Annotated in this window: 21 protein-coding genes; 13 read left to right on the top strand and 8 right to left on the bottom strand. The window is 52.5% G+C overall.

Annotated elements, in window-relative coordinates; translation table 11 throughout:
* Positions 1-9: 9 nt before the first annotated feature.
* Positions 10-3,060 carry an EAL domain-containing protein gene (locus CBE72_RS16285; RefSeq protein ID WP_100145067.1) on the bottom strand — a complete coding sequence of 1,017 codons (3,051 nt, stop codon included), beginning with the start codon at positions 3,058-3,060 and terminating at the stop codon, positions 10-12.
* Between the two features lie 326 nt (positions 3,061-3,386).
* On the bottom strand, positions 3,387-3,899 hold the full coding sequence (locus CBE72_RS16280; protein ID WP_100145065.1) for a MarR family winged helix-turn-helix transcriptional regulator: 513 nt from the start codon (positions 3,897-3,899) through the stop codon (positions 3,387-3,389).
* Between the two features lie 279 nt (positions 3,900-4,178).
* On the opposite strand from CBE72_RS16280, the gene CBE72_RS16275 reads away from it, so the two are divergent.
* From CBE72_RS16275 to CBE72_RS16240, 8 genes are all read left to right on the top strand, one after another.
* Positions 4,179-5,366: a KamA family radical SAM protein gene (locus CBE72_RS16275; RefSeq protein WP_100145063.1), complete on the top strand. Its 1,188-nt coding sequence runs from the start codon at positions 4,179-4,181 to the stop codon at positions 5,364-5,366.
* Positions 5,367-5,369: 3 nt separating this feature from the next.
* A complete protein-coding gene (locus CBE72_RS16270; protein WP_100145062.1) occupies positions 5,370-6,824 on the top strand; it encodes a sodium:solute symporter family protein in 1,455 nt (484 codons plus the stop codon).
* Positions 6,821-7,651, top strand: coding sequence for a putative beta-lysine N-acetyltransferase (gene ablB, locus CBE72_RS16265; RefSeq protein ID WP_100145060.1), 831 nt, complete (start codon positions 6,821-6,823; stop codon positions 7,649-7,651). Before CBE72_RS16270 ends, ablB begins: the two co-directional genes overlap by 4 nt.
* A 354-nt stretch (positions 7,652-8,005) precedes the next feature.
* Positions 8,006-9,154, top strand: coding sequence for an L-threonine dehydrogenase (yiaY, locus tag CBE72_RS16260; protein ID WP_100145058.1), 1,149 nt, complete (start codon positions 8,006-8,008; stop codon positions 9,152-9,154).
* Between the two features lie 308 nt (positions 9,155-9,462).
* Positions 9,463-9,828: a cytoplasmic protein gene (locus tag CBE72_RS16255; protein ID WP_100145056.1), complete on the top strand. Its 366-nt coding sequence runs from the start codon at positions 9,463-9,465 to the stop codon at positions 9,826-9,828.
* 458 nt (positions 9,829-10,286) lie between these two features.
* The gene (locus CBE72_RS16250; protein WP_100145054.1) at positions 10,287-11,588 is read left to right on the top strand and encodes an NAD(P)/FAD-dependent oxidoreductase; all 1,302 of its coding nucleotides are present in this window, start codon (positions 10,287-10,289) and stop codon (positions 11,586-11,588) included.
* 100 nt (positions 11,589-11,688) lie between these two features.
* Complete coding sequence (locus CBE72_RS16245) at positions 11,689-11,925, top strand: hypothetical protein (RefSeq protein ID WP_100145052.1); 237 nt, start codon at positions 11,689-11,691, stop codon at positions 11,923-11,925.
* Entirely contained in the window at positions 11,922-12,173 is a 252-nt protein-coding gene (locus tag CBE72_RS16240) for a hypothetical protein (RefSeq protein WP_028778989.1), read from the top strand. The genes CBE72_RS16245 and CBE72_RS16240 overlap by 4 nt, the downstream gene beginning before the upstream one ends.
* On the opposite strand, the gene CBE72_RS16235 is transcribed toward CBE72_RS16240, so the two are convergent.
* The 5 genes from CBE72_RS16235 to CBE72_RS16215 all read right to left on the bottom strand — a co-directional run bounded on the left by CBE72_RS16235 (position 12,170) and on the right by CBE72_RS16215 (position 15,673).
* A complete protein-coding gene (locus CBE72_RS16235; protein ID WP_100145050.1) occupies positions 12,170-12,688 on the bottom strand; it encodes a YgjV family protein in 519 nt (172 codons plus the stop codon). The genes CBE72_RS16240 and CBE72_RS16235 overlap by 4 nt on opposite strands.
* A 60-nt stretch (positions 12,689-12,748) precedes the next feature.
* Positions 12,749-13,339, bottom strand: coding sequence for a Crp/Fnr family transcriptional regulator (locus CBE72_RS16230; RefSeq protein WP_100145048.1), 591 nt, complete (start codon positions 13,337-13,339; stop codon positions 12,749-12,751).
* 12 nt (positions 13,340-13,351) lie between these two features.
* Positions 13,352-14,014, bottom strand: coding sequence for a hypothetical protein (locus CBE72_RS16225; protein ID WP_100145046.1), 663 nt, complete (start codon positions 14,012-14,014; stop codon positions 13,352-13,354).
* Positions 14,015-14,401: 387 nt separating this feature from the next.
* A complete protein-coding gene (locus CBE72_RS16220; RefSeq protein ID WP_100145044.1) occupies positions 14,402-14,956 on the bottom strand; it encodes a MarR family winged helix-turn-helix transcriptional regulator in 555 nt (184 codons plus the stop codon).
* 144 nt (positions 14,957-15,100) lie between these two features.
* On the bottom strand, positions 15,101-15,673 hold the full coding sequence (locus CBE72_RS16215; RefSeq protein WP_100145042.1) for a PhnA domain-containing protein: 573 nt from the start codon (positions 15,671-15,673) through the stop codon (positions 15,101-15,103).
* A gap of 298 nt (positions 15,674-15,971) precedes the next feature.
* Here CBE72_RS16215 and CBE72_RS16210 point away from each other — a divergent pair, with 298 nt between their 5' ends.
* Positions 15,972-16,646: a DUF2461 domain-containing protein gene (locus tag CBE72_RS16210; protein ID WP_100145040.1), complete on the top strand. Its 675-nt coding sequence runs from the start codon at positions 15,972-15,974 to the stop codon at positions 16,644-16,646.
* A 61-nt stretch (positions 16,647-16,707) separates the two neighbouring features.
* Here the strand turns inward: CBE72_RS16210 and CBE72_RS16205 are convergent, their stop codons facing one another.
* The gene (locus CBE72_RS16205; protein ID WP_100145038.1) at positions 16,708-17,280 is read right to left on the bottom strand and encodes a TetR/AcrR family transcriptional regulator; all 573 of its coding nucleotides are present in this window, start codon (positions 17,278-17,280) and stop codon (positions 16,708-16,710) included.
* Between the two features lie 185 nt (positions 17,281-17,465).
* On the opposite strand from CBE72_RS16205, the gene CBE72_RS16200 reads away from it, so the two are divergent.
* The 4 genes from CBE72_RS16200 (at position 17,466) to CBE72_RS16185 (ending at position 20,529) form a co-directional block, all read left to right on the top strand.
* Entirely contained in the window at positions 17,466-18,086 is a 621-nt protein-coding gene (locus CBE72_RS16200; RefSeq protein WP_100145036.1) for a glutathione S-transferase family protein, read from the top strand.
* Between the two features lie 16 nt (positions 18,087-18,102).
* Positions 18,103-18,774, top strand: a complete 672-nt coding sequence (locus tag CBE72_RS16195) for a glutathione S-transferase family protein (protein WP_100145034.1) — start codon at positions 18,103-18,105, stop codon at positions 18,772-18,774.
* 126 nt (positions 18,775-18,900) lie between these two features.
* The gene (locus tag CBE72_RS16190) at positions 18,901-20,217 is read left to right on the top strand and encodes an RsmB/NOP family class I SAM-dependent RNA methyltransferase (protein WP_229672001.1); all 1,317 of its coding nucleotides are present in this window, start codon (positions 18,901-18,903) and stop codon (positions 20,215-20,217) included.
* Positions 20,218-20,367: 150 nt separating this feature from the next.
* On the top strand, positions 20,368-20,529 hold the full coding sequence (locus CBE72_RS16185; protein ID WP_100145030.1) for a small highly charged protein: 162 nt from the start codon (positions 20,368-20,370) through the stop codon (positions 20,527-20,529).
* The last annotated feature ends 752 nt before the right edge of the window (positions 20,530-21,281 follow it).

The following is a 21,281-nucleotide window of genomic DNA, read 5'->3' as shown; positions in this document are numbered from 1 at the left end:
CACAAGTTATCAGCTGGCATTTCCACCGCCGCTGTTCTGATGATTGCCAAGATATTTTTGCTCGAAGGCCTGGGTATCCAGCGCCTGGGAGTAGAGGTAGCCCTGAGCATAGTCACAACCTATACGGGTCAAGATCTCGGCCTGACCGCTTGTCTCTACCCCTTCGGCTATCACCTTCATCCCCAGTTTGTGCGCCATGACTATGATGGCCTCACAGAGGGTCAGGTTGCTCTCATCTGTTTCCAAATTCTGGGTAAATGATTGATCTATTTTGAGATAGTCGATATCAAACCGTTTCAGATACGCCAGGGAAGAGTAACCTGTACCAAAGTCATCCAGAGACACCTGAATACCGGCATCCCGGTAGGCCAACAACTTATCACTGACTCCCATTTTGGCGTCCAACAACAGGCCTTCGGTTATTTCGATGCAGATCCCCGAGCCCGAGACCCCCAGACTGGCAAGCAACTCCAACCATTCTGTAAATCTGTTTTCTTCATCGCGAAACTGGATTGGCGACTTATTGATACTGATCTGCACCTCGCGGCCATAGGTTTCACGCCAGGCGGCACTCTGACGCGCCGCCTGTTCGAACACCCAGTTGCCGATATCGAAAATCAACCCAGTGTCTTCTGCAATAGGGATAAACTCTGCCGGCGAAACACTGCCACGCTCGCTATGATTCCAACGCAGCAAGGCTTCGGCCTTGAACACCCGACCGCTGCCCAGCTCGACTATGGGTTGGAACCTGAGTTCAAACTCACGCCGCTCCATGGCCTGACGCAAATCCTGGATAAGCCGCATTCTATATCTGGCGTATTCCTGCATCGAGGCGGTGAAATAGTTGAAGCGATTGCGGCCCTGATCTTTGGCGGCATACATGGCCTGATCGGCATGTTTGAGCAACAGTTCAGCCGTCTGGCCGTCTTCAGGGAACAAGGTAATGCCGATACTGGCACTGATAAAGGCGGTCTCATCGCCCAACTTAAAAGGCTCGGCCAGACTACTGAGGATATGATTAGCGACCCGCTCAACCCCATTATGATCCTGCACATCCGATAACAAAAGGGTAAACTCATCGCCGCCGAGTCTGGCGACCACATCGGATTCACGGACACAAGCCCGCAGCCGCTCCGAGGTTTCCACCAGTAACAGATCACCCATGTCATGCCCCAGGGTATCGTTGACCTCTTTGAAGAAATCCAGATCCAGAAACAGCAACGCAAAACCATGGTCATGACGCTTGGCCTTACGAATTTCATTGCCCAACTGCTCAGTGAACATGCGCCGGTTTGGCAGGCCTGTCAGGGCATCATAGTTGGCTTGGCGCCAGATGAGGCGTTCATTCTGTTTTTTGTCGGTAATATCGGAAAACAACGCCACTCTTCTCAGCTGCCCATCATCACTTTGAATGGTATTGATGGTCAACCAAATCATGATCTTACGACCATCTTTACAGGCAAGCCACATCTCCCCCTGCCAACGGCCCTTTTGACTGAGTTCCTGCTCCAACTCCTGATAAAACTGGTCGCTGTGATCGTGACATTTGAGTATCTCTATGTCTTTACCCAGCACATCTTCGGGTTGAAACCCTGTGATGGCACTGAATGCCGAGTTGACTGTCATTATGGTACCGGCTTCATCCAATACGCTCATCGCCTCGCAGGAGTTCTCATAGACAGAAGCTGCCAACTTAAGCGATTCCTCCAACTGCTTCTGCTCGGTAATATCCACATGCACGCCGCAAACCCGCAGTGGTTTACCTTCTTTGTCGCGGTTAACCACTCTGCCGGTGTCCTGCACCCAACGCTGTTCACCGTCCGGGCGGATCAAGCGATACTGCACCTTGTGTTGCTCGGTTCGCCCCGCCAGATGCTCATCCAAAGAACGCAGCACCCAAGCCCTGTCTTGAGGATGGATACCATCAACCCACAGCCGCTTATTGTCATTCACCTGTTTGAGTGAATAACCGAGGATCTCAGCACTACGTTCATTACGGGCCACAGTATCCTTAACAAGATCCCAATCCCAGAAGCCAAGCTGGCCGCTTTGCAGCACCAGTTCAAGTTGTTCACGACTGGCGGCTATGGCCTGTTCTGCCAACTTGGCCGAGGTGATGTCGATATAGCCGGCGATCACCAGTTGCACTTGATTATGCTGACGCTGACAGGCCACTGTCATATGGGTATAAACATAACGCCCCGTCTTGGAAACGAAGCGTTTTTCCATCTCATACTCGTCGATCTCCCCATCCAGCATCCGCCGGAACTGCGCCATATCGGCAGGCAGATCATCGGGGTGGGTCAACTCCCCCCAAGTCATATGAGACAACTCGCGTTCTGAATAGCCCAACATCTGGCACAGATAGGGATTTATCTTGAGCCAACGTTGATCCGGTGAGGTGATGGAAATCCCTATGTTGCCCACATGAAACTGGGAACGAAACAGAAAGTCATCCTGTAACTGCACCCGACTGTCACGCTCCAATTCCAAACGTCTGGAAAGCAAACGCCCCAACAACACATTGGTGAGCGGAAACAGAGTCAACACAGGCAGACTGATACTGGCCAAAACGCCTTTGGCGGTATCCCAGGGCAGCAGCAACATCCAGGCCAGCATCACCAGATGCACCAACAGAGAAAAACTAGTCAGCTCCAGATAGCCGATATCGGCGAGGGATTGCTTGCGCCGTTTACGCCACAGAAGGCCTATCAAGCCGCTGGAGAAGATCACCCCAACGCCCACCAGCACAGCACCGCCACCGAGATAGATGCGAAAAGCAGCGGTAATCACGCAGGCAATCAGCGTCGGCAGGCCGCCGAAGAACAAACCCGAAATACTTAAAAGTACTGAACGACTGTCGAAGAAGATCCCCGGCTCATAATGCCAGGGAGTCAGCATCACCGCGATACAGATACCGCCGATAATGATGCCGACCAACACACGCCACAACAAAAAGTATTCCTGTTGCTTTTGCCTGGGTATCGCATCGTAAATAAAGACCAATGCCAGCAAAAATGCAGCATTTTGTGTTAACGGAAGGAAAATGCTCTGCTCCATCGATTCCCAAGCCTGTGAATAACAAAGAAGAAATCTACACGTCCAGTGTAGCAGAGCACCTTAAAAAACCTGACTAATTTATGCCCTCTCCCAGACAAACATCGAATCAAGTGGATGAATATCGGATAAGGTGACCTAGTACATTAGTGGCATCGACATCAACAACGCTAATCAAACCGCCAGGCGCTGTATTGCAGAGCGCGAGATTAACCAGGAAGTCACTGAACTGCCCGAACTCGATGCCGTTCCTCTCGAAACCACTTGAAGCGCCCAGCGAGCTGATTCGTTGACTCTAACAACGGCCGGATAAAGAGCCAGGCCCCAAGTTAATTTGCCCCTGGTTTACTTGTTGTGGTTTCCGCTTCATCAGTTGGCTGAATTTGTCCAACCAACAACATGGGGGCAGCATCCAGCTCTTCGGCATCCATCATGGCGGCGATTCGCTCCACGGCAGACAATAACTGACTTTGCTCCCAGGCCTCGAGCGCCTGATAGCGCTTGATAAAGTGTTCCTGCAGCGGTTTGGGCGCCTGCCCTAGCAATGCCGCCCCGGACTCACTCAGTAACAGATGTACTTTGCGCTTATCGGTTTGGCTGCGCTGACGTATGACCAGCCCCTTAGCTTCCAAGCGGTCGATAATGGTAGTGACGGTAGCAGGACTCAGATTGATCTCGGTCGCCACCTGTTTGGCCAGCGGCGATCCCATGGAAGCGATTTTCTGCATCACCATCAGTTGCGGTCCGGTGAGTCCCGAGTGCTTACTGAGCTGCCTGGAGTGCAGGTCGATGGCGCGGATCACTTTGCGCAGCGAGATTAATAACTGCTCGTACTTTTCCATGGATACTGTCCCACTCTCACGGTTTCACTTGTTTGAAAAAGGCTACTGAAATCACCCATAACCTAAAGGCGCAAGCTTATCAGAAAAGCCGGGGAAACTCATAACCCATCGACTCAATAGCTGAATTTCCCCAATACCGCCGCCGACAGACGCAACCTTAAATCAACAAATCATTCATCTTTTGTTGATACAAAAGCCTCACAATGTAATCATTAGAAGGCTAACAATTAGAACTCAAATCAATTACTGAGCATTAATTATCAGAAAAGGACTATCCCCATGTCGGCCACCAGCCTGAAGTACAAGAGCGAAGAAAATCCTATTCCACTGAAAGTCATCACAGAGAAGCGGCCATTTTCCAGCCATCAGGCGCTGATGCAGTTTGATGTTGCCAATCGCCCCTGGCGAGAAACCTTGTCGCTGAGCTTTAAGAATGACAAACAACTGTCCCAGGTATTCAACAATATTCGCGCCGTTGATGACCAAGTTTATGAAGTGATTGCCGCCAGGATCACCCCCTACATAGCCCAATTAATGGATAAAGATGATCCCAACTGCCCGATTAGGTTGCAGTACGTCCCGGAGCAGGATGAGTTGGAGGTCGCGCCCCATGAAATGGGCGATCAATTGGCGGAAGATGACATGATGCCCGAAGGCACCTCGATAGTGCACAGGTATCCCAACCGGGTGTTATTTCTGGTGCACAACATCTGCGGCTCCTATTGCCGCCACTGCACCCGCAAACGCATGGTGTCCGATCCGCTCAATGTGATCTCCATGGACAGGATCCGTCGCTCGGTGGAGTATCTGCGCCAACATACAGAGGTACAGGACGTGCTTCTGTCGGGCGGCGATCCTTTGCTGCTCACAGATGACAAGCTGGATGAAATTCTGTCGATGATCCGAGAGGCCAGACCGGATCTGAAAATTCTGCGTATCGGCAGCCGTTTATTGGCGCAGCTTCCTACCCGGGTCACCCCCGAGTTGTGCCGGGTACTGAAGCGTAACCGAGTCACACTGATCAACACCCAAGTAAACCACCCCAGAGAAATCACCCCCTTATTCAGCAAACATATCGCCATGCTCAGGGAAACCGGCATCATGCTCGGCAACCAGAGCGTGCTGATCAAAGGCGTCAACGACAGCATAGATACTATGCAGGAACTGGTAATGGAGTTGGTATCCATAGGCATACGTCCCTATTACGTCTATGCCATGGATCCGGCGCCGGGCAACAGCAAGTTTCAGGTCAGTTATCAGCGAATGCTGAAAATCTATCACGGCATCCGCGGCTGGGTATCCGGCCCGGCAATTCCCACCTTTATCGTCGATGGCGTCGGCGGTCTGGGTAAAATGCCGGTGCAGCCGGAATATGTCAGCAGGCAAGCCGGCCCGGAAGGTGAGCGTCTGATAGCCACCAACTTTGAAGGGCGCAGCGCCGACGTATCATTCCTGCTACAGGAGTGATCCATGCACCCTTTGGATTATGGGATTTTCCTGGCGTACCTCGTAGGTTTACTGGGGTTTGGGTACTTCCATTTCAAACGCCACAGTGACGGCGATGACTACTATCTCGGTGGCCGCAATATCAAAGCCAGGCACGTGGGCTTTTCCATTGCCGCCACGGATGTGGGCGGCGGATTTTCCATAGGTCTTGCCGGTCTCGGCTTCAGTATGGGCCTGGCGGGCAGCTGGCTGCTGTTTACCGGTTTGCTGGGTGCCTGGTTATCTGCTGTGTTTGTTATTCCCAGGGTCAAACGTCTGGAGCAGGGCGAGCGCTTTTATACCTATCCAGATCTGCTCAAGCACAGATTCGGGGCCAGAGTCGCCATGTTGGCCGCCTTGATCTCCTGTATCGGGTATCTGGGGTTTACCGGCGCGCAGATCCTCGCCGGTGCCAAACTGGCGGCCGCAACCCTGCTGCCCAAGGGGTTCGATGCCTTGCCGCCGCTGCAGTTGGCGCTCTGGGTCATAGGCGGAACCACCATTCTTTACACTGTATTTGGGGGCCTCAAGGCGGTTATCTATACCGACAGCGTCCAGTGGCTCATTTTATTACTGGGCTTGATTGGTTTTACCCTGCCCTACGCCCTGGTGGAGGTCGGCGGCTGGCAGGGGCTGAGCCGCAGTCTGCCGCAGTCCCATATGTCACTGACCGCCATAGATCCCATCACGGCCATCAATTGGCTACTCACCATCACACCAGTGTGGCTAATTGCCATGACTCTCTATCAGCGAATGTTTGCCTGTAAAGATAGCGCCACGGCCAAGCGGGCCTGGTATCTGGCCGGGGTGCTTGAATATCCCCTGATGGCGATATCCGGCGTTTTATTGGGGATGTGCGCCAGAGTCATGTTGCCACATATGGACAGTGAAATGGCGGTGCCGGCGATGATCCGCGATCTCTTGCCAATGGGCTTTACCGGGCTGATTATCGCGGCATACTTTTCCGCCATCATGTCCACCGCAGACAGTTGCCTGATGGCGGCATCCGGCAACCTGACCCAAGATCTGCTCGGGCTGGATCCCAGAGGGAACAACACCCTGAGACTGTCGATGATTGCCACTCTATTGTTAGGGCTGGCAGCCATCTACCTCGCCAGTCAGGCCAGGCAGGTATTGGATGCCATTCTCTATGCTTATGCCTTTATGGTTTCCGGACTGTTTATCCCGACTCTAGCGGCACTGTTTTGGCCCAGAGTCAGCTCCACGGCGGCACTTTACGCCATGTTAGGAGGTGGACTCACGGCGCTGGCACTACTGACAGAGCTGCTCAAGCTGCCGGATGGCTTAGCTAAACTCGGTCTGGATCCCAGTATCTATGGCATTTTGGTCTCCGCCGGTTTGTTGGTGCTGGTCAATATCATTCACCAACCAGCTCCCAAGCCCAGGCTCACCTCGCATCAGGACAGTTCACACTCATGACCCGAGCTCAATTTGATCAGCAACTCAACTTACTCGGCGCCCACATCCAGCACGGCCCGGCCAATGATCGCATCTATCTGATCTCCCTTGGTAATGCCTCTCCCGGTCCTTTACTGGATGCACTGAATGCGATGGCGCTGCAACATGGCTACGGCAAGATCATCGCCAAGCTACCTGAGCACAAGGCAGGCCTATTTTTGGCATATGGTTTCAGCGAAGAGGCCAGGATCCCAGGATTTTATCAAGGCCAGGACGCCGTATTTCTCGCCCGCTACCAGGACAAAACCAGGCAGTTTCGCACCCTGCCGGAGTTGGATACCCTGCTGGAGCGCGCCAGGACGGATATCAAGCCTGAATTCCATTCAGCGGCCGAGGTCAGTCGCTGCCACGAAGAGGACCTACCACAGATGGCCAAGCTCTATCGCGAGGTGTTTCCCAGCTACCCCTTCCCCATTGAAGATCCGGAATTTTTACGGCAGAGCATGGCCAGTGATGTCGACTACTTTGGGATCCGCCAGCAAGGGCGACTGATAGCCCTGGCTTCGGCAGAAAAGGATCCCAAGAGTCTCAGTGCAGAGATGACAGATTTCGCCACTCTGCCACAGGCACGCGGACAGGGCTGCGCCAGAGCCTTGTTGGCACATATGGAGCAAGCAATACTCCACCAGGGCTACCGAACCGCCTATACCATAGCCAGAGCCGTTTCCGTTGGTATGAACCGTACCTTTGCCGCGGCGGATTACCGCTATGGCGGCCGTCTGCACCTCAATACCCAAATAGGCGGCCAGATAGAGAGCATGAACCTCTGGCATAAATTACTTGTTTAGCTACCACTTATGTGGTACTTAATTGGCCGGACTTCCAAGGAGAGGGTTCAGTCATAACGACAATATGCCGGGTTGAACCAGAACAATTCCATGCTTTCGACTAATGGTTTTGTGCACCTTAACAAGCAATCATGGTGCCCGTGGAGGCCACAGCTGTCATGGAAGAAAGAGCGTTATCTTCATCTGTGCCATAAAAACGGCACTTACGTCACTTAGTTTCAATTAAGTTCTAATTTTCTTTCTTTCTCACGCCGAATCCGGCGACACATCACACTTTCTGGCCAAACAAGTTAGTAGTTTGGCACCAAGAAAGAGATACAGATTTCATTTTCAACAGCATATACAGGTGAACTTATGGCTGCTAAATTCTTTATCCCTTCAGTAAACGTCCTGGGTCAGGGCGCTGTAGACGATGCTATCGGTGATATCCAAACTCTGGGATTCAAACGAGCACTGATAGTGACAGACAAGCCTTTGGTCAGCATAGGTCTGGTGGGACAGATCGCCGAGAAGCTGGGGCAAGCAGGCATTAGTGCCACTGTATTCGATGGCGTTCAACCCAACCCAACCGTTGGTAACGTGGAAGCAGGCCTTGAGTTGCTGCGCGCCAACGACTGTGACTTCGTGATCTCCCTGGGCGGCGGTTCACCACACGATTGCGCCAAGGGGATTGCCCTAGTCGCGGCCAATGGTGGCTCAATCAAAGACTACGAAGGCGTGGATCAGTCCGCCAAGCCGCAGTTGCCACTGGTGGCCATCAACACAACCGCCGGTACCGCCAGCGAAATGACCCGCTTCTGCATCATCACAGATGAAAGCCGTCATATTAAGATGGCCATTGTCGACAAGCACACTACCCCGACCATTTCGGTCAACGACCCTGAGCTGATGCTGAAAAAACCTGCCAACCTGACCGCGGCAACCGGTATGGATGCCCTGACTCATGCGGTAGAAGCCTATGTGTCCACAGCCGCAAACCCCATCACTGACGCCTGCGCCATCAAGGCTATTGAGCTTATTCATGCCAACCTGATCAATGCGGTAGAGCATGGCGACAATATCCAGGCCCGTGAACAGATGGCTTATGCCCAGTTCCTCGCCGGGATGGCATTCAACAACGCCAGCCTGGGTTATGTACATGCCATGGCGCACCAGTTGGGTGGTTTCTACGATCTGCCCCATGGCGTGTGTAACGCACTCCTGCTGCCTTATGTGCAGGAATACAATGCTCAGGTGGCGGCACCAAGACTGAAAGATGTGGCCAAGGCCATGGGTGTTGATGTTAGTACCATGAACGATGAGCAGGGTGCAGCGGCCGCAATCAAGGCGATAAAAGAATTGGCTGCGGCGGTAAAAATCCCTGAAAACCTGACCAAAATTGGGGTAAAGGCCGAAGATATCCCAGTACTTGCAGAGAATGCTCTGAAAGATGCCTGCGGCTTTACCAACCCCAAACAGGCGACTCACGAAGAAATTTGCCAAATTTTCAGCAACGCGTTGTAATCCACTTTTGCATCTGACATTCGTCAGTGCCAGATACGCCAAGGCCCGTTAAGGAACGGGCCTTGGCTATTTCCAAGATGTACTCCATTCACCTTCCAAGCCCATCAGCTCAGCATTTCAGCGGTTATTCGGCAATAGCTAAATATTGGGATCTGTCCCCGGTTTATTTCTGTCGATTACAGGCTAAATGAGATTAACAACAGCAAGCAATAAGGAGTAAACCACCGCGTTTGTAACCCTTGTCACAGTGGCCGATTGTCAGTTCAGCCCCTATGATAAATTCAGGAATCAACCAGGCAGGATCCCTTATGACAGCCATTACTCAGATAATCAATTACACTGTTCGTTGCCCCCACTATCAGGATCAGAGCGCCGAAGCCACATGGCGCAATCACATCGAAATCAATCACTCGGCGGAAATTGCCCTCGACCGACTAAGCAAGTGGCACGCCCACTCCGGCAATCGGTTATTTTGCTCGCAAGATATCGTGGTGCGTAAAGCTGAAAAGGAGGAGGCTTACTTCGCCATGATCAGCGAAAGATTAAAGTCCGGCACTCATGCCTTAGTCACGCTCAAGGTCTTTATGGACAAGTGCACTAAAGACACCTCTGTTGAAGAGATAGTGGAACACCTCTATCAGGACTGTCGAACTCGCCTGGAGAAACTCAGCTGAACTTAAGCGCCGGTTCAAGCCAAGCCATTTCGACTCGTTAACGAAAGCGAGCCAAGAGCCGTATCTTTTCTGAGAGTCTCTTTGTTATCGCAAGATAAGACTCTGAGCAAAGATACGGCCAAGCCTGCTTGAGATCACATAACAATCATAAACAACGGCGACAGCTCACAGTTATTCGATCCACTTCGGCACAAATCAGATAGATAATATCATTTCTGAGAAAATCATTTCCTTATTTTTCAAAAGCTAATAAAAGAAAACTCAAACTTACCCCAGATATAAACCATTTTTAGGCCAATTGTTGGAAAACCCTGCCACTGCTAGACTTTCCACCGCGGGCCCAAGTCTAAAGATCTCAATCATTCAGGCCTTGCGGGGTTGATGCAAACCAGGGCGACCGAGTTCGCCCGCCGGAATAACAGAATTTGTTTTTAAATCTGCAACAGGAAAGCCATTAAATGCACGAGTTAGCCAATATCGTCATCGTCGGCGGCGGCGCCGGTGGTATGGAGATCGCCACCAAACTGGGCCATAAACTGGGCCGCAAGGCCAAGGCCAGAGTCACCCTTATCGATGTCGCCGACAGCCATGTCTGGAAACCCCTGCTCCATGAGGTCGCCACAGGCGCATTGGATGTCGGGGTCGATGCCATCAGTTACCGCAGTCACGCAGCCGCTCACGGCTATCACTTTCAGCAAGGCGCCATGACGGACATAGACCGCCATGCCAAGCAGGTGATACTGGCGCCCATTTGTGATGACAAGGGTGAAGAGCTGTTGCCATCACGGCGCATCGACTATGACTATCTGGTGATTGCCATCGGCAGTATCGCCAACGACTTCAATATTCCCGGGGTGCGGGAACACTGCGTCTTCCTCGACAACACAGAGCAGGCCATGGCCATCCGCCAGCGTTTGCTGAACAAGTTTATGCGTTATGCTAGCCATCAACAGCTGGATGAGAAGATCAAAATCGCCGTCGTCGGCGCCGGTGCCACCGGGGTGGAGATGTCGGCCGAAATGCATCACGCAGTGGATCAGCTCAAGGGCTTTGGCTTCAAGATAGATACCAGCCTGTTGGAAGTCACCCTGATTGAAGCCGACAAACGAATACTGCCCAAGGTCGAAAAGGAAGAGATCTCGGCGGCAGTCGCCAGAGAGCTGAGCACTCTGGGAGTCCGGGTGATGACCAATACCCGTATCACCCAGGTGACGGCCAAGGCGTTGACTACCAGTGAAGGCGAAGAGATCCCGAGCGATATGGTGATCTGGTCCACCGGGGTCAAGGCGCCTGAGTTTCTCCACGGCATTGGCGGCCTGGAAAGCAATCATATCCATCAGCTGCTGGTCAAACCCAATGCCCAAACCACGCTGGATGAGCATATCTTTGCCATTGGAGACTGTGCCGCTTGTCCGCAGCCGGATGGCAGCTGGGTGCCGCCAAGGGGCCAGGCCGCCAGGCAGATGGCCTTGATGACAGCGGATAACATCATAGCCATGCTCAGCGGCAAAACTCCCTCGAAAGAGTACCTTTACAAGGATCTCGGTTCACTGGTGAACCTGTCGCGCTTCCACACGGTCGGCAACCTCATGTCTTTCATTGGCGGAGGCGTCATGGTCGAAGGCAAGATAGCCAGATTTGTCTATACCTCTCTCTATCGCCGCCATTTGATAGAGCTGCACGGTGTGGTCAAGGGCACCCTGTTGATGTTTGCCAAGGGGATAACCCGGATAATCCATCCCCACCTCAAGCTGCATTGATAGAGGGGGCGCCCGGCGCCCCTCTTTTATTTGCCATGCCGGCAAGGCTATAATCGCTGCAGACTTATTTACCCGCAACAGACGAATTCAGATACTGCCTATGACAGCTAAATCCGCCGACTTTTCCAATATCAACCAAAGCAGCGCCCAGTCCTTCAAGGCGCAGAAGAATCTGATCAAACAACTGCTGACCGGTAAAAAAGTGCCCTGCCCTAAATGCCAACAAGCCTTGAGTGCCACCTTGCCACCGGCAAAATCCACCTCAGAGCTTGCCAGCATCCGCTGTCCCAAGGGCTGCACTGATATTGAGCTGGAAACCGAACTGCCGGGCAAGTGAGTAAGCCCAATAAAAAAGGACCGCAACAGACGGTGGAAATCATCTGCTGCGGCTGCAAGGCAAAACTGTTCAAATATCGAAAGGGCGGCAAAGGCGCCTTGGTTAAATGTTTTGTCGAACGGATCCTGACAGATCATACGCAAACGCCCTGTACCTGCCCCGGCTGCGGCCAGGTCTTCGCCCGTCAGGCACTGATCCGCGGCGTGCCTGCATTCAAGATTATCGGTGGCAAGGCGCGCATGAATTAGCCCCCTTGTACGGGCGCAGAGCCTTTGCGGCGCAGATAGAAACGGTAGTACCCCAACAGATTGCTGCCGATAAACACAGACTCCATCAATACCGCCATCGGCGAACCCAACAGGATGTTATTCAGCAGCCAGCAACCGCTGCCGACGAACATCAGCTCCCTTAATCGTTTGTCATCACGGCAAAAGGCCGCCTTGGTCTGCAACAAACTGCCGGCCAGACTCAAAAGATCGAGCCATTGATTGAAACTCAGTGCCACGGCCGTGACCGAAGCGGCCATAAACAGCCACATCAGACGTCTGTCGACGGTGAAGATACTGACAAAGAATCTGACACTGGCAACCAACATTAAAATGGCCAGGCTCCAGTGGTTAAGCAAGATAAAATGCGCCGCGTTCAGCAGGCCCGACACCACCAGACAAGCAAGCACGGCGCGCCTGGGCCTGAACTGGAATGACAAAAGATCGCTAAGCAGCGCCAGAGTGACCAACAGCTGTGAAATAACAAAAATGGACAACACAGTATCTCGGAAGATTGAAACCGGTCGCTATTGTGCTGTGCCATTGAGGCTATGGCATTAACTTAGGTTAAGACGCCGGCGAATGCGGCTGAGGCTCTCTGGGGTGATGCCGATATAGTTGGCCAACTGCACCTGGCTCAGGGCGCTTATCCAGTGTGGCCAATGATTTTTTAACCACAGGTAGCGCTGCTCTGGCGACTTGAGCAATAGAAAAGCTTCTTTCTGCTCCTTGTAGCGCAGCTGGGCACGCAGCAATGAAAGCTCGGCGCGCTGAAACCCGCTAAGCTCAAACAGGCTCAGGGGCACGACCACCAGAGTGCTGTTTTCCAGTGCCTCAAGCTGATAACGGGCAGGCTCAGCACTGAGAAAACTGCTGTAAAGCAGACAAAATTCGCCAGGGAAATAGAACTCTTTGCAACGCTGCTGACCATCACTCAGATAGTGGCTGGCCCGCAGCAGACCATTGAGCAATAAAAAGCCCGACTGCTGTTTGCCACCTTGTGCCAGCAGCACCTCACCTGCCTGACAACTTTTCAGCTGAGCCTTATCCAAGAGTGGCGCCAAAGCACTGGGTTCAAGCCCCAATTCAAGGAAAAAGTCTGTCAGCGCCCGGAAAGCGGCCTGATGAGACATAGATTTATGGCTCATTCAGTCGGGCGCCTATTGGGAAGAAGACGGCAGAATCGAGGTAAACGTCACAAAGAAAGTGCGTTCCACATACTCGCCCGGCGCTTCGGCCATAGATTGCTCCTGGGTGCGGGTCTTCAGCGCCAGAGTCACGCTGTAAGGTGGGTCGAACGGCTCTTTAGGAGTAATGGCTTCAATCTCAATTCGGTCGCCGAGAAACTGGCTGGCCAGATGCGCGATGGCGCCTGTTTGATAGTCAAATCTAAACATGCCCAAATACCAGAACACACCTGAGCCCTGGGTTGTCACTGCGAAGGGAACAACAAACTGCATCGATTCGGCATTGCCGGGCAAGTTTAGGGGGGTCAGCTTACGATAATCGAGCAATACCTCCCCACGAACCACTTCATCCTGATATTCGCCAAACGCCAGATGCTGCTCTTCCTTAAAGCCGGTAAGAGTGACTGACTTGTTGCTGTCCGGCAAACGGATCCTGAACGGCTCTCGGGTGTCCAAGCTGAACAGCCGCTGCATCACACCTTGAGCACCACCATCAAATTCAGCCAGTGGGCGCACCATATCGTTTTCCCTGACATAGAGATCGTCCTCGGCGAAGTTGAACCTGTAGATCCCAAGCGCGATCACCGCCAAAAACACCAGCCCCAACACCACAGCCACACGAACAAAGGGTCTCATAATCCATCCTATCAACAACAAACCCAACCATATCGGTACACTGAGCTACCTTAACCTCAAAGCCCAGTGGCCGCAGCCGGGATCTGAATGCCTGTCAGCCCGGGTTCAGTCAATAATGCAATATTTAACATCTATTGGAACGCCAACCTATGATTGAAGCGTTAACCATCAAAGGTACTTACCAATGAGTTTCAGCCAACCAACTTCAACGTCATCTGTTTATAAAATACGGTAACAGACAACTGAGTCGCTGAGAACTCGGGTTTGGTGATTGAGAACTCAGGTATTTACAACCCGATCTGCAGATTGAATGATAGACAAAGCGCACTGAAGGAACCTCGCGGCTCCGCCAAGGACGGAAGGTTACCTTTGCTCAAGACAGATGGCTCAAGATTCGAGCTCTGCCAGCCAGCCCTTGAGCAGCGCAGCCAGTTTCTGCCTGTCTTTGGCAGATACCCCCTGGAGTAACTGCTGCTGAGTAGCCATATGAGCAGGCAAGGCGGCCTCAACCTTGGCCTTGCCTTCGGCGGTCAATCGTACATTCACCGCCCGGCGATCTTCGGTGCTGTGGCTGCGACAAATGAATCCTTTCTGCTCCAGCTTATCCAAACGGCTGGTCATGGCGCCGGAGGTCAGCATCATGCTCTGGTGCAATTGCCCCGGAGTCAGAGTGTATGGCTCACCGCTGCGGCGTAAGGTTGCCAACACATCAAACTCTCCCTGACGCAAGCCAAATTCGCTATGGCAACGGAGGATTTCAGCATCTATATATTTGTAGATCCTAGCCAGGCGGCCAAAGACTTCCATCGGCTGCAGGTCGTCAGTCACCCCGGCGACCAACCACTGGCTGACTATGGTGTCTACGCCATCCTTGGTAGCTGCGGCTTGCGGCTGGTGGGCTTGTGGCTTGTGGGTTTGTGTTTTTAGCTCTTCCTGCGACATAACTATCTCTATAGCAAGATTCTTTATAAGGAATATTATGCCAGCAAGCCGCTATTCCCAAGCCTGAAAAGCAAAAACGCCGCAGAAATCGATTTCTGCGGCGTTTTTAACTGAATCAATCAGTAAAGAGGCGAATTACTCCCCTTATGATTTCTTCACATAACAGCTCAGGATAACGATGCGGGTGCCATTGACCCGACCTTCGATATGCTCAGGGTTGTTGGTCAGAGCAATGTTACGCACGGCTGTACCACGCTTGGCCACAAAGCTGGTGCCCTTCACGTTGAGATCTTTAATGATCACTACGCTATCACCGGCGGCCAACTGAGTGCCATTGCTGTCCAGTGTCGGCGCCGAATCATCGCTCTCGGCCGCCAAAGACTCGGCATCGCCCCAAGCTTTGAGATCGTCTTCCAGATAAAGCATATCCAGCAGATCCTGAGCCCAACTCTCGCCATTGAGACGCTTGAGCATGCGATAAGCCATGACCTGTACGGCAGGAACCTGACTCCACATACTGTCGTTCAGGCAACGCCAGTGGTTAACATCCATGGTGTCCGGAGCGGCAATCTGGCCTTCACAGGTAGCGCAGATCATAATGTCGCTATCGGTGCGATCACCCGAGTGAGGCAGATCATAGACAGACAGAGCGCCTTCGGCTCCACAGAGTTCACATTTCCCGCCACAGCGGCTTTGCAGTTCAGTTTCTGAAGTCATTACTAATATTCTTCGTTCAGGCAAAGCACACATTATGCTGCAAAATCGGCGCCAAATCAGAATTACAGCTCACAAAAACACAAAAAATTGAGCATTTATCAAAATCCGCGCCAACAGTTCAGTGAAAAAATCACCCAAGAATCGCTTTACCTCATTCAATTCATTGATAATAAAGCCTCAACCTGCCCCTCAAGATACGGTCAATATTCCCGCACAGTTATGGGCATACATATTACAGCGCTTGACTCACCATCGGCTTTCACTTGAGATACCGCCATAACGAAAAAGGAGAACAAAGATGAGCTTCAGCGAACAAGGTTTTGCCTTTCTGACCCGGCTGGAAAACAACAACGACAGGGCCTGGTTCAAGCAACATCAGGATGAGTATGAAACCCTGCTCAGGGGGCCGGCACTGACATTTATTGAACAGATGCAGCAGCCTATTCAGGCCTTGTCTCCCAGATTGACGGCGGTCGCCAAGAAGGTCGGAGGCAGTTTGATGCGGCCACAGCGGGACACTCGCTTTGGTCACGACAAGTCGCCCTACAAGCTCAATGTCGGGATCCAGTTTCGCCATTTTCAGGGTAAGGATGTTCACGCTCCCGGGTTGTATCTGCATCTGGCCAACGATGGTTGCTTTATCGCTGCCGGGATCTGGCGCCCCGAATCCAAGGTGCTCGGCGCCATCAGACAATGTATCGACGACAACCCACGCGCCTACAGTAAGGCGTTGGAGGAATTACGGCGCCATGGGTTTACGATGGACGGTGACAGCCTGGTGCGACCACCCAAGGGGTTCGATAAAAGCCACCCATTGATAAACGAATTGAAACGCAAAGACTTTGTGGCGCTTAAAATGCTGACAAAAGAGCAGATTTGTCGCAGCGATTTTGTCGACTTCTGTGCCAGTGAGTTCCAACACACCCAGGCGTTGATGCGCTATCTGTGCTTTGCGCTGGACTTGGATTATTGATGTCTGTCACTGGATTATTGATTGCCGTACCTGGGCTTAAACCGCCCAGGTAGAATCTGGTTCAACGTCCAAGCTGAGCGCGCATCACGCTCAGCGCCTGCTGCAACTCCTGATGCAAACCGGCCTTGCCGAGCACCCGAATCCCCTGCAGTTGCAGCAATAACCAGGCCGCGAGCGCCTCGGTATTGTCGCTGTTAAGCTCGCCGCACTCTCTGGCGTGGGTCAGCGCCTTGGCAAACGCCTCCTTGATGGAGTCAAACAAGTGCCGACTCTCTTGCTGTACGACAGCATCCTCCAGGCTCATCTCCAGCAGCGCATTTTGCAGGAAACAGCCGTATTTTTGCTCTCGCTGCAGGGTCACAAACTGCTCAAGATAATCAATTACCTGCTGTAACCCTGCGCCTTCGGCGCGCAGGCTGTCGAGCGATGGTAAAGAGTTTTGCTGCAGATACAGACGCAGCGCCTCCCGGTACAGATTCAGCTTGTCGCCATAGGTGTTATAGAGACTGAATCTGTTGATCCCCAGATGCTCGACCAGATCCGCCACTGAAGTGGCGGCATAACCCTTTTGCCAAAAGAGCTCCATTGCCAATTTCAGCTTATCTTCCCGGTCAAAATTGCAACTTCTTGCCATACTGCTCCCAAGCGTTTCCAGCGAATGACGTGCTGTATATTTAGTCAAATTAATTCTTGACTGATCGTTCTAATATCCCCTAAAGTCTAACCTAAACGATCGTTCCGAAAAAGATTTGAATACATTTTCCTGAAACCAAACCAGGAAAAATAACTAAACGACCCAAGACAGATGGAGAAAGATAGATGAAGCTGTATGAACTCGGACCCACCCCAAGTGCCCGCAGAGTCAGTATTTTCATGGCGGAGAAAGGCATAGATATCGAGCGGGTAAACGTCGATCTTCGCGGCGGAGAAAATCTCTCGGCCGAATTCAAGGCCAAGAGTCTCAATGGCCGCATTCCGCTGCTGGAGCTGGATGATGGCAGTTATCTGTGCGAGTCTGTGGCCATCTGCCGTTATCTCGACGAGTTGTTCCCTACCGAGCTCAAGCTCTTTGGCAACACGCCGCTCGAGCGAGCAAAGGTGGAGATGTGGCAGCGCATCGTTGAACTGCAGGGGTTGTTACCTGCCTTTCAGGCATTTCGCAATATCAGCGGCATCTACAGCGACCGGGAAACCTGCATTCAAGCCTGGGGCGAAGAATCCCGCAAACGTCTGGAATCTTTCCTGCCTCTGCTGGAGCAGCGCCTGAGTGAATCCCCCTATCTGGCCGGTGACAACTACTCCATTGCCGATATCACCGCCTATATCTTATTGGGATTCATCAAAAATCTGCAGATTTCACTGCAGCCTTTCCCTGTGCTGCAGAGCTGGTATGAGCAAACCGGACAACGCCCGGCAATGAGCCAGCCAAAGCAAGGATAAAATCTAGGAGACACACATGATTGAACTCTATACCGCCGCCACCCCCAACGGCTTTAAAATCAGTATTGCCCTGGAAGAGATGGGCTTGCCCTACCGGGTACACCATCTGGATCTCAGTGCCAATGAACAGAAACAGCCAGAATTTTTAGCCATCAATCCCAACGGCCGGATCCCGGCTATCATAGACAGGGACAACAATGATTTCGTGGTGTTTGAATCCGGTGCCATCCTGCTTTACTTAGCTGAAAAAACGGGGAAATTCTTACCTGTTGATGCCAAGAAGCGCTCCCAGGTCATTCAATGGCTGATGTTCCAGATGGGCGGCGTAGGCCCCATGATGGGACAAGCCAATGTGTTCTACCGTTATTTTCCGGAGAAGATCCCGGCCGCGATAGAGCGTTATCAAAACGAGGGCCGGCGCCTGTTTGAGGTGATGGATAATCAGTTGGCCAAACATGCCTATCTGGCCGGTGATGAATACAGCATAGCCGATATGGCCACCTGGCCCTGGGTGCGGATCTACGACTGGAGCGGCATAGATATTCAAGGTCTGCCTCACCTGCAACGTTGGCTCGATACGCTGGCTCTGCGCCCGGCCTGTCAAAAAGGCATAGTCACCCCGGAGTCCAGAGACCAGTTGAGTGATGAAGACAGGGCCAAACAGATAGCGCAAATGGTTACCCGTTAAGTCTGAGTCGTGTGGTAAGCATTAGTAAGCAGTAGCAACCATTAGCAAACAAGGTGCCGGGGACAGGCCGCGGCACTTCTGTTAATATTGGCGCCATTGCTATCCACACTTGATGCAGAGAAACCTTTGACCGCGCCAAGCCCTTCACTGACTCCGGCCCAAAAACGTGCCGCCAGTTATGCCAACACCATCAACACACTGTTCACCGAAATCCTCGACAGTCGCCAGAGTGCCGATCGGGTGCTGGCGAACTATTTCCGCAGCAACAAGAAACACGGCTCCAAAGACAGAAGAGTCATTCGGGAGACCCTATTTGCCTTGTTTCGTTGGTGGGGTTGGTTGCAACAGCTTGAGAATGGCGATGAGCAAAGCCTGTGGTTCCAGCGCCTGGCATTGGCGGCGGCAATAGAAGCCCACCCTTGGACGGACATTATCTGTGCCTGGCAGCAACAAGCAGGCAACTCATTCGCCCTGCCTGAGCAGGCTCTGGCCCCCAAAGCCGCCGCCGCATTGGTATTCAAGGTTTCTGGCCGACATGTCTTGGCAAGAGACCTGGCACCGGACTGGTTCTGGCATGCCGTGGCGCCGCTGCCAGAGGCCCGGGAAAAGCTGCTGATAGACGCGCTTTGTAGCCGCCCGCCTATCTGGGCCAGGGTACAGAATATGCCGCTGTCCAAGGCCCTGGCCGAGCTCAGAAGCGCTGGAGTCGATGCAAGCGCCGCCCCCGTCTTCAATGACGCCATCAGCCTTGGCAGCAAGAGTATCAACCTCAATGAAATCAGACTCTATAAAGAAGGGTTTATTGAAGTGCAGGATCTGGCCTCCCAGGTCATAGGCCAGGTTTGCGCCCCAAAAGCCGGCGAAAACTGGTGGGACGCCTGCTCCGGCGCCGGTGGCAAGAGCCTGCAACTCAGCTCGCTGATGCAGCAAGATAGCGCCGCCAAAGGCGTTTTTGGCACTATTACCGCCTCGGATATCCGCACGGCAGCGCTCAATGAATTGGAAAAACGCGCCAAACGCGCCGGTTTCAACATCAAGGTCGCGCCTTGGCGCAGCGATGCCCTGCCGGTTGCCAGAGAAGCCTTCGACGGCGTGCTGGTCGATGCCCCCTGCAGCTGCACCGGCACCTGGCGCCGAAATCCGGACATGCGTTGGTTGGATGACAGCCAGGCCATCAGCGATAAACCCGCGCTGCAGCTCGACATACTCAGCCGCGCCTGCGATGCAGTCAAGCCAGGTGGCACCCTGGTTTACGCCACCTGCTCACTGGCGGACAGCGAAAACCGCCAGGTGGTCGATGCCTTCCTGGCCAAGCGGCCCGAGTTTACTCTGGAAACGCTCAGCCACCCATTCAGCGGTGAACAGACGCAGTATTTGACGATTTGGCCCTTTGAAGCCAATGCCGATGGGATGTTTGTTGTTCGTTTTCGTAAACAAGGCTAGCAAGAGTCAGGTTTATGCCTGAAGATAACCGTGGACAGACATGCAATAATTTTTACCTTGAGACGCTAAATTTCTCACTTTAGCTTGACCGATGCTTTAGGTAAAAAGGAGCGGTGCAACCTATATGCACTGTGTTATTGGAAATGGATCATGTCAAACCACTATGATTTCGACGACGATGATACTCCATGGGGAGATCATGTCAGAGGCAAGCAAAAGAACAAACGGGTCAAACAACGCCGCCGGGACAGCAAGAGACGTTATCCGGACGAATATATGGAGCCTGAGTTCCTCAGAGATAAATGGAAATAATCTTGGCTTAATCTGAAGAAAACCAATCAACAACAAAGGGGCTTAGGAAAGTGCGAATAAGCCCCATTTGTGCACTGCGTCAACTCACAGACCTGAATGCAAGGCGTATGTACTAGCTCAGACTTGAGTATATCTTGGCCTCGGCATAGCCCTTCCTTTTTATGCCTGCATTGGCAGACAATGAGAAACATCCATCGCCGGAGGCCCAACCAATGTTATTTGGCTATTTTGAGCTGAAAGCTATGCTAGCCGCTGTGCCAGCGGCCTAAAGTCGTGGAGCTTCGCCCCTCGGCCTAATGGCACAAATAACTACCGCTTCAGACGCTCATCCCTGATTCGACTGGCGCTGCTTCGGCATCCATGCCTCAGCCACGTTATTTGCGCCAACGGCTTTCGGCGACACCGAGGGGGAATTGGTGCAATTCTGTTGACCCTGAGTAGCTTGAACTATTTGAAAGATCTGCAGGCATACACCTCATTTTCAGGCACAGGCGAAACTGTGACCGTCGAAAACAGGGACGTTTTCGTCAAGGCTACATGGACGTATTCACGCCGTGTCACAGGATCGCCTGTGCGAAAGGCGCACCGCAGGTGATTGGCTACACCGTGGCCGGAAGCTCGGCCAGTACTAAGTGGGACTATGACTGTCAAAAACAGAGAATAATGCAAACACCCAGTCAATTCTGTTGTAAAAACAACCCAAATCAGGGTTTTGTTGCCTTTGTCAAAACTTGACCTTTGGCTAATTGTTT

Origin of the sequence: Shewanella carassii (assembly GCF_002777975.1) — a bacterium.
Classification (GTDB): Bacteria; Pseudomonadota; Gammaproteobacteria; order Enterobacterales; family Shewanellaceae; genus Shewanella; species Shewanella carassii.
This window is presented reverse-complemented; position numbering and strand designations above follow the sequence as displayed.

Bases quoted from the DNA above. Each gene is read 5' to 3' on its own strand.
- CBE72_RS16280 (WP_100145065.1), bottom strand. From the start codon at position 3,899: ATGGAAAAGTACGAGCAGTTATTAATCTCGCTGCGCAAAGTGATCCGC.
- yiaY (WP_100145058.1), top strand. From the start codon at position 8,006: ATGGCTGCTAAATTCTTTATCCCTTCAGTAAACGTCCTGGGTCAGGGC.
- CBE72_RS16185 (WP_100145030.1), top strand. From the start codon at position 20,368: ATGTCAAACCACTATGATTTCGACGACGATGATACTCCATGGGGAGAT.
- CBE72_RS16225 (WP_100145046.1), bottom strand. From the start codon at position 14,014: ATGAGACCCTTTGTTCGTGTGGCTGTGGTGTTGGGGCTGGTGTTTTTG.
- CBE72_RS16210 (WP_100145040.1), top strand. From the start codon at position 15,972: ATGAGCTTCAGCGAACAAGGTTTTGCCTTTCTGACCCGGCTGGAAAAC.
- CBE72_RS16205 (WP_100145038.1), bottom strand. From the start codon at position 17,280: ATGGCAAGAAGTTGCAATTTTGACCGGGAAGATAAGCTGAAATTGGCA.
- CBE72_RS16220 (WP_100145044.1), bottom strand. From the start codon at position 14,956: ATGTCGCAGGAAGAGCTAAAAACACAAACCCACAAGCCACAAGCCCAC.
- CBE72_RS16195 (WP_100145034.1), top strand. From the start codon at position 18,103: ATGATTGAACTCTATACCGCCGCCACCCCCAACGGCTTTAAAATCAGT.
- CBE72_RS16275 (WP_100145063.1), top strand. From the start codon at position 4,179: ATGTCGGCCACCAGCCTGAAGTACAAGAGCGAAGAAAATCCTATTCCA.
- CBE72_RS16230 (WP_100145048.1), bottom strand. From the start codon at position 13,339: ATGAGCCATAAATCTATGTCTCATCAGGCCGCTTTCCGGGCGCTGACA.
- CBE72_RS16285 (WP_100145067.1), bottom strand. From the start codon at position 3,060: ATGGAGCAGAGCATTTTCCTTCCGTTAACACAAAATGCTGCATTTTTG.
- CBE72_RS16245 (WP_100145052.1), top strand. From the start codon at position 11,689: ATGACAGCTAAATCCGCCGACTTTTCCAATATCAACCAAAGCAGCGCC.
- ablB (WP_100145060.1), top strand. From the start codon at position 6,821: ATGACCCGAGCTCAATTTGATCAGCAACTCAACTTACTCGGCGCCCAC.
- CBE72_RS16250 (WP_100145054.1), top strand. From the start codon at position 10,287: ATGCACGAGTTAGCCAATATCGTCATCGTCGGCGGCGGCGCCGGTGGT.
- CBE72_RS16270 (WP_100145062.1), top strand. From the start codon at position 5,370: ATGCACCCTTTGGATTATGGGATTTTCCTGGCGTACCTCGTAGGTTTA.
- CBE72_RS16255 (WP_100145056.1), top strand. From the start codon at position 9,463: ATGACAGCCATTACTCAGATAATCAATTACACTGTTCGTTGCCCCCAC.
- CBE72_RS16215 (WP_100145042.1), bottom strand. From the start codon at position 15,673: ATGACTTCAGAAACTGAACTGCAAAGCCGCTGTGGCGGGAAATGTGAA.
- CBE72_RS16200 (WP_100145036.1), top strand. From the start codon at position 17,466: ATGAAGCTGTATGAACTCGGACCCACCCCAAGTGCCCGCAGAGTCAGT.